Annotated in this window: 7 protein-coding genes; 5 read left to right on the top strand and 2 right to left on the bottom strand. The window is 69.8% G+C overall.

Annotated features, from left to right (window positions below; genetic code table 11):
* Positions 1–246: 246 nt before the first annotated feature.
* On the bottom strand, positions 247–777 hold the full coding sequence (locus tag ACIA47_RS31580; protein ID WP_396712027.1) for an adenylate kinase: 531 nt from the start codon (positions 775–777) through the stop codon (positions 247–249).
* A gap of 172 nt (positions 778–949) precedes the next feature.
* Between ACIA47_RS31580 and ACIA47_RS31575 the strand changes: the two genes are divergently transcribed.
* Together ACIA47_RS31575 and prfH are read left to right on the top strand one after the other, a co-directional pair.
* Positions 950–2,137: an RNA ligase RtcB family protein gene (locus ACIA47_RS31575; protein ID WP_396712025.1), complete on the top strand. Its 1,188-nt coding sequence runs from the start codon at positions 950–952 to the stop codon at positions 2,135–2,137.
* Positions 2,134–2,763 carry a peptide chain release factor H gene (gene prfH / locus ACIA47_RS31570; RefSeq protein WP_396712023.1) on the top strand — a complete coding sequence of 210 codons (630 nt, stop codon included), beginning with the start codon at positions 2,134–2,136 and terminating at the stop codon, positions 2,761–2,763. Before ACIA47_RS31575 ends, prfH begins: the two co-directional genes overlap by 4 nt.
* A 4-nt stretch (positions 2,764–2,767) precedes the next feature.
* On the opposite strand, the gene ACIA47_RS31565 is transcribed toward prfH, so the two are convergent.
* Positions 2,768–3,673 (bottom strand): alpha/beta fold hydrolase, encoded by a 906-nt coding sequence (locus ACIA47_RS31565; RefSeq protein ID WP_396712021.1) that lies wholly within the window; start codon positions 3,671–3,673, stop codon positions 2,768–2,770.
* A 189-nt stretch (positions 3,674–3,862) separates the two neighbouring features.
* Between ACIA47_RS31565 and ACIA47_RS31560 the strand changes: the two genes are divergently transcribed.
* The 3 genes from ACIA47_RS31560 to ACIA47_RS31550 all read left to right on the top strand — a co-directional run bounded on the left by ACIA47_RS31560 (position 3,863) and on the right by ACIA47_RS31550 (position 6,758).
* Positions 3,863–4,693, top strand: coding sequence for a PIG-L family deacetylase (locus tag ACIA47_RS31560; protein ID WP_203118603.1), 831 nt, complete (start codon positions 3,863–3,865; stop codon positions 4,691–4,693).
* A 340-nt stretch (positions 4,694–5,033) separates the two neighbouring features.
* Positions 5,034–6,227: an endo-1,4-beta-xylanase gene (locus ACIA47_RS31555; protein ID WP_396712018.1), complete on the top strand. Its 1,194-nt coding sequence runs from the start codon at positions 5,034–5,036 to the stop codon at positions 6,225–6,227.
* A 189-nt stretch (positions 6,228–6,416) separates the two neighbouring features.
* Positions 6,417–6,758 (top strand): helix-turn-helix transcriptional regulator, encoded by a 342-nt coding sequence (locus ACIA47_RS31550; RefSeq protein ID WP_030333934.1) that lies wholly within the window; start codon positions 6,417–6,419, stop codon positions 6,756–6,758.
* Positions 6,759–6,772: the final 14 nt, after the last annotated feature.

Below are 6,772 nucleotides of genomic sequence, written 5' to 3'. Positions count from 1 at the left end.
TTGGCGGGCCCGGGGCTCCCCCGGGGTCGCCATCTCGGGCGGCCCGCCCTTTGTGCCCCCGGCGGCCCACCTTACCGGGGGGGCCCCGCCCCCCCGGGGGGGGGGCCCGACGACGCGTTCGCCACGGACGGTCAGCCACTGAGCTCCAACTCGCGCATGGCGTCGTCCTCGCGCTCGTGCGAGAGGTGGAGCAGGATCCGTGGCCGGGCGTCGCCGAGGCGCACCACGTAGCGGGTCCGCACGCCCTCACCGGTGGGGCAGCCCGCGCAGCCAGACGTCCAGCTCCGCCGGGGAGCGCAGTAACACCACGGGCGGCGTGGACGGGTCGGCATGCCAGGCCCGCATCCGCCGTCGGGCCCGGCCGAACGCGGTGACGTGCCACACCAGGATCGAGTCCGGGGACAGCACACTGCTCAGCGACTCGCGGTTGCCGTTGCAGATCACCTCGCCGGTGACCACCCGGCGGACGGTGCGACTGAGCAACCGCCCGAACGAACGCCATCGCGGATAGTCCAGGCCGACCACCAGATCGGCGCGGGCCATCGGGACGTCGCGCCAGCCGTGGTACGCCCCGTCGATGATCCAGCGGTCCCGTCGGCAGACCTCCTCGATCCGGCTGCGTTGCTGGGCGACCGGCACCTCGACCCAGCCCGGTTGCCAGAGCAGGTCGTCCACCGGATACCAGGGCAGTCCGAGGTGTTCGGCCAACCGCGCCGCGAGGGTGGACTTGCCGGAGCCGTACACCCCGTAGATCAGGATGCGACGCGGTGCGCTCATCGCGGCAGCGTACGTCGTGAAGGAAAATCAGTTGTCGTGCCTGGCGCGCCTCGGCCAGAGTGACGTCCATGACGTACTGACGGACTCCACCCCCTGCTCCGCGCCACCGGTGATGCCCCCCGGGGGCCGTGGCGTCGTCCGCTTTCACGTTCGCAGCCAGAGATGAGCCCCCTTGTCCCCGCACCACCTCCCTCGGGAGCCCCTGCCCCCGTCCGCCCCGGCCACCGTCACGGTATTCGCCTCTCCCGCGAGCTGGATCGAGTCCGACGCGCTCGCACAGTGCCAACAGGTCGCCGCCCTGGACGGCATGCGGCACGTCGCCGCGATGCCGGACCTGCATCCCGGCAAGGGCGCGCCCATCGGCGCGGCCATGGCGTCGACGGTGCTGTACCCGTTCCTGGTGGGCTCCGACATCGGCTGCGGCATCGCCGTGTTTCCGATCAAGCTCAAGCGGGTCGTACCGGAACGGCTCGCCGCCCGGTTCCCCGACCTCGACCAGGCGCTCGACCCGGTAGGCGACGCCGACCACCCCGCCTGGGCCGCCGTCGACGGTGACGTTCCGGCAGGTCACCTGGACGGCCTCGGGACGGTGGGCCGGGGCAACCACTTCGTGGAGCTGGCTCGCGTCGACACCGTCTTCGATGTACGGCACGCAGGCCGGCTCGGGCTCGACGCGGGCGATCTCGTGCTGATCGTGCACAGCGGTTCCCGTGGTCTGGGCGAGCGGATCCTGCGGGCGCACACCGAGGTCCACGGCGCCGGGGCGGCGCCCGACCCCGCCGCCTACCTGGGCATGCACGACGACGCCGTGCGCTGGGGTTCGCTCAACCGCCGGGTGCTGGCCGCCCGGGTGGCGCACGCGTTGGGGGCCGAGCCCACCGCGTCGATCGTCGATGAGTGCCACAACCTGGTCGAGGTTCGGGACGGGATCTACCTGCACCGCAAGGGCGCGGCGCCGGGTGACGGACGCGATGTCCTGATCGCCGGCACCCGGGGAACGGCGTCCTACCTGGTGGCCGCGCACGCCGGGCCGGAGGCCAACCATTCGGTGGCCCACGGCGCTGGCCGCAAGATGTCGCGCGCCGACGCCCTGCGGCGGGGCCGGGCCAAGCACACCGTCGAGGAGCTACGCCGTACCCCGGTGGGTTCGCTGGTGGTGTGCGGTGACCGGCAGCTGCTCTTCGAGGAGGCGCCCACGGCGTACAAGCGCATCGAGCAGGTGATCGCCGACCTGGTCGAACACCGGCTGGCCACACCGGTGGTCAGCACGACGCCCCTGGTCACCTACAAGACGCCCGACCTCGGGTCCGCCGCACGCTCAGAGCGGCGGGGCCACCGCGGCCGGCGAGGCCGCTCGTGACCACGTTCCTGCTGATGTCGGCCGGACGTGGGCCGCAGGAGTGCGCCTGGGCACTGAGTCAACTGCTACACCGTCTGCGGGGCGAGGGCGTCCGCCGAGGTCTGACGATCCAGCAGGTCGAGGCGATTCCCGGTGACCGCGCCGGCACCTACCGGTCGGTCCTGATCCGGATCTCCGGCGTCGACGCCCAGGCGTTCGCGGCCTCGTGGACCGGGACGCTGTGCTGGCAGGCCCCGAGCCCGTACCGCTCGGGCACCGGCCGGAAGAACTGGTACGTCACCGCCCAGCCGCCCGAACGCGACGCTCCGCCGACGACGTTTCGCGAGGCGGACGTCGACATCGTCGCCTGCCGCACCGGCGGGCCGGGTGGTCAGCACCGGAACAAGGCCAGCACGGCGGTACGCGCAACGTACCGCCCCTCGGGCCTGGTGGTCGTGGTGGACGAGGAGCGGCAGTTCAGCCTCAACCGCCGGATCGCCCTGGACCTGCTGCGCCAACGCATCGAGCAGGGCGACGAAGCGGCGCGGCGTGCCGTCACCACTGCCCGGTGGCGCATCCACGACGGGCTGGTTCGCGGCGATCCGGTGCGGGTGGAACGTCCGACGCCCCGGCGACCGGGAGGCTAGCGACTCAGACCTCCAGCACCGCGTCCGCGAATGCCTGCGGCGCCTCCTGCGGCAGGTTGTGCCCGACACCGCCCCCGACGGTCCGGTGCTCGTACGGGCCGGCGAACTGCTTGCCGTAGACGGCGGGCTCCAGGTGCGGCGCACCGTTGGCATCGCCCTCCAGCGAGATGCTGGGCACCGTGATCTTCGGCTTCGCGGCCAGGCGCTCCTCGATCTCCTCGTACTGCGGCTCGCCGTCGGCGAGGGCCAGCCGCCAGCGGTAGTTGTGGATGACGATGTCGACGTGGTCGGGGTTGTCGAACGCCGCCGCGCTGCGGTCGAACGTCGCGTCGTCGAACGTCCACCTGGGGGACGCGGTGTGCCAGATCAGCTTGGCGAAGTCGCGTCGGAACTTGTCGTACCCTTCCCGACCGCGCTCGGTGGCGAAGTAGTACTGGTACCACCACGCGAACTCCGCCTTCGGCGGCAACGGGACCGTGCCCGACTTCTGCCCGTCGATCAGGTAACCGCTCACCGAGACCAGACCCCGGCAGCGTTGCGGCCACAGCGCGGCGACGACATCAGCGGTCCGTGCGCCCCAGTCGAACCCGGCGAGCTTCGCGGTGTCGATGTTCAGTGCGTCCATCAGGGCGATGAGGTCGAGCCCCATGGCCGCCGGTTCGCCGTTTCGCATGGTGTCGTCGGACAGGAACCGGGTCGTGCCGTAACCCCGCAGGTACGGGACGACGACCCGCTGAGCGGCGGCAGTGAGCAGCGGCACGACGTCGGCGAAGCTGTGGATGTCGTAGGGCCACCCGTGCAGAAGGATCACCGCGTCCCCGTCGGGCGGCCCGGCGTCCACGTATCCGACGTTCAGGACTCCGGCGTCGATCTGTCGCAGGTCAGTGAACCCGTCAGTGGCCCTAGCCATCGACTTCTCCCCGCGTCCGGACCTGCTCGGATGTGCCGATCAGGCCCGAATCTAGCGACCTGCCCGGAGCCTGAGCGCCGTTCACACAAGGACCGCTCTACCGAGGCCGACCTGGGTAAGATGCCCGCTCCCGCGGACGCTCCCGGTGGAGGTCGTGGGGGCGTAGCCGGATGACCGTAGGGTGATGGCATGGCTGAGCGACCTCTGACCCTGATGGCGGTGCACGCCCACCCCGACGACGAGGCGACGAGCACCGGCGGCGTCCTTGCCCGCTATGCCGCCGAGGGGGTCACCACCGTGCTCGTGACCTGCACCGACGGACGATGTGGGGACGGCCCGGGTGGGGTCAAGCCGGGCGAGGAGGGGCACGACCCGGCGGCCGTGGTGGCGATGCGCCAGGCCGAGCTGGAGGCCAGCTGCGCCACGCTGAACGTCACCCACCTGGAGACGCTCGGCTACGCCGACTCCGGGATGATGGGCTGGCCCACCAACGACCTGCCCGGCGCATTCTGGACGACACCGGTGGCGGAGGCGGCGGCTCGGCTCGCCGAGCTGATTCGGCAGTACCAGCCGGACGTGATCGTCACGTACGACGAGAACGGTTTCTACGGCCACCCGGACCACATCCAGGCCCACCGGATCACCATGGCCGCCGTCGAGCAGACGGACGTCCCGGCGAAGGTCTACTGGACCACGGTGCCGCGTACGGCGTTCGCGGAGTTCGGCCGGATCATGAAGGAGCTCGGCGTCGAGTGGGCCGACCCGGACGCGGCGACGGAACCGGGGCCGCAGCTCGGCCTGCCCGACGACGAGATCACCACCTGGGTCGACACGAGCAAGTACGGCGCGCAGAAGTTCGACGCGCTGGCCACGCACGCCAGTCAGACCGAGAACATCTTCTTCCTGCAACTGGGCCAGGAGCGGTTCACCGAGCTGATGGGCGTGGAGACCTTCGTGCGGGTCCGGGACCGGACGGGCGCACCGACCCCCGAGGACGACCTCTTCGCCGGTCTGCGCTGATCACTCTTCCGTAGCGCCACCAGGCATCGTCGGCCACCGGGTCGACGATGCCTGGTGGCGTGCGCCGCGATGACCTCACCACGCGAACCGGTCGCCGGTCGCCGGTCGCCGAAAGTTTCGACCGCCAGCCACTCAGCGCTGGGCAGGTCATGTGATGAATTTCCGGAAGTTTTAAGCGTTGACGCCCAGACATAGATCGGCTTAACGTTTCGAGCAAGTTTCCGGTTTCCGGCCGGAACTACCGGCCTCAGCCGACCCAGTCGGCTTCCCCGTCCGTCAACACCGAACCCTCACCTCCTAGATCGACATCTATCTATTGATCGTCTGGAAGGGAAGGCACATGAAGTTAAGACAGTGGTCGACCGTCGGCCTGGTCGCCGTCGCGACCATCGCCACGCTGAACACGGTGCCGGCGACCGCGAGTCGACCGTACGACCCCACGACGCAGAGCCTCGGCACCCTCGGCCTGCGCCACGGCCTGCACGTCGGCACCGCGGTCAACATGGATGCCCTCAACGACGCCAGCGACCCGCAGTACCGCAAGCTGGTCTCCTCCGAGTTCGCCTCGGTCACCGCCGAGAACGTGATGAAGTGGGAGAGCCTGGAGCCGACCCGCGGCGCCTACAACTGGGGTCCGGCCGACCAGTTCGTCGACTTCGCCAAGCGCAACCGGCAGAGCGTGCGCGGTCACGTGCTGGTCTGGCACAACCAGCTGCCCGCCTGGTTGACCAGCGGCGTCGCCGACGGCTCCATCAGCAAGCAGGAGTTGCGCGAGCTGCTGCGCAAGCACATCACCACCGTCGTGAACCGCTACAAGGGCAAGATCTGGCAGTGGGACGTGGTCAACGAGGCGGTCAGCGACCCGTGGGACACCCCGTCGACCCTGCACTACAAGGGCTTCTGGGCGCAGAACCTCGGGCCCGGCTACATCGCCGACGCGTTCCGCTGGGCGCGAGCCGCCGACCCCAAGGCCCTGCTGTTCTACAACGACTACAACATCGAGGCGTTCGGCTCGGGCAACCCGGCGGACGACAAGACCCAGTTCGTGTACGACATGACCAAGAGCCTGCGGGCCCAGGGCGTCCCGATCGACGGTGTCGGCTCCCAGGGGCACCTGGGCACCCAGTACGGCAACTTCGACACCCTCCAGGTGACCGCCGCGCTCAAGAAGTTCAGCGGGCTCGGCGTCGCTACCGCGTTCACCGAGGTCGACGTCCGCAGCCAGCTGACGGAGGGCGTCCAGGCCGGCAACTCGGAGGAGATCAACCCCCGGCTACAGGCGTCGGCCGCAAACTTCAGCGTGCTGATGAAGGCGTGCCTCGCCGTGCGGAGCTGCCTGTCGTACACGGTCTGGGGTTTCAGTGACAACCATTCGTGGGTGCCGGGCTGGTTCGACGACCCGCCGGAGGGCCTGGCCACCATCTATGACGAGAACTACCAGCCCAAGCGGGCGTACCAGGAGTTGAAGTCCGATTTGATCTTCGCAGGGCCGCCGTACGTCCTGCCCCGCATCGCACCCAGACCCCGCCGTTGAGGCCCAGGGCCGTGTGGAGCTTCTCGAAGCTCCACACGGCCCGTGTGCCACCACGGACGTCGACGTTCGACTCACGTTCGGCGGTTCCGTTGCGCCATCCGGACGCCATCGGAGGGCTGGTGCCGGATCTGCCGGTTTATTGATGGTGTTGGTGTCACTATGGCAGGCGTGGGAACTGCGAAAACTGCCATGCCTGCGATCTCGCCGCTCACCGGCGATCCCATCAAGCGGGCCGATGCCGAACGGCTAGCGGGGGTGCTGAAGGCCTTCGCCGATCCGGCGCGACTCCGGTTGCTCAGCCTGATCCAGTCCGCGCCGGAAGGTGAGGCGTCCGTGAGTGACCTCACCTCGGCGCTCAACCTCTCCCAGCCGACGGTGAGTCATCACCTTCGGATCCTCACCGAGGCCGGTCTACTCGAACGCGACAAGCGCGGGGTCTGGGCGTACTACCGCCTGGTGCCCGCCGCGATCGCGCAGATCGCCGACCTGTTGACGCCGCCCCGGAAGCGGGCCACGAAGAGGGCGCGCTGACCGGTCCGGGAGGC

The organism is Micromonospora sp. NPDC051227 (assembly GCF_044455385.1).
Taxonomy (GTDB): Bacteria; Actinomycetota; Actinomycetes; order Mycobacteriales; family Micromonosporaceae; genus Micromonospora.
The sequence above is the reverse complement of the archived record's forward strand: the minus strand, read 5'-3'. Positions and strand labels throughout refer to the sequence as shown.